Origin of the sequence: Stenotrophomonas sp. YIM B06876, assembly GCF_030711595.1 — a bacterium.
Lineage (GTDB): Bacteria > Pseudomonadota > Gammaproteobacteria > Xanthomonadales > Xanthomonadaceae > Stenotrophomonas.
In genome coordinates, this window is the sequence record NZ_JAUJUJ010000508.1 from 1 (window position 1) to 574 (window position 574).

The following is a 574-nucleotide window of genomic DNA, read 5'->3' on the forward strand; positions in this document are numbered from 1 at the left end:
TGGGGGCCCATCGGGTGATGTCTTCCTGCAGCAGTTGCGCCAGACGTGTTGGGCCGCCGGTGAGCGGTTCGACGCCTGCGACCTTGAATCGCTCCTGTACGTCCGGTGCGGCGACGGCCGCTGCGACCAGCTCAGACAACTTGGAAACAACGGCGCTCGGTGTGCCTCGGCCTGCGAACAAGCCCACCCAGAGCTCGCCTGCGTATCCGGGCACCACCTCGCCGATGGCTTGCACGTCCGGCAGCGCGGGAGAGCGCTTTGCAGAACTCACGCCCAGGGCACGGAGCTTGCCACTTTTGATGAACTCTATGCACGACGGTAGACTGGCGAATGCCACTGGAACCTGCCCGCCCATCACGTCGGTCAATGCAGGTGCCACGCCCCGATACGGAACATGCTGCAAGGGAACGCCGGCGCTGCTTGACAGCATGGCTCCTAAGAGGTGATTGAGCGAGCCATTGCCGGCTGACGCGTACTGAATCTCCTCCTTGCTGGAGCGTGCCGCCTGAATGAACTCGGTCAACGTCTTCGCTGGGAAGGAAGTATTCACGACCAGTACGTTCGGCACGACGCC

Annotated in this window: 1 protein-coding gene; it reads right to left on the bottom strand. The window is 63.1% G+C overall.

Annotated features, from left to right (window positions below; all coding sequences use genetic code 11):
* A partial coding sequence (locus tag QZH66_RS18185; RefSeq protein ID WP_305807199.1) for a tripartite tricarboxylate transporter substrate-binding protein occupies positions 1 to 523 on the bottom strand: 523 nt, incomplete at its 3' end.
* Positions 524 to 574: the final 51 nt, after the last annotated feature.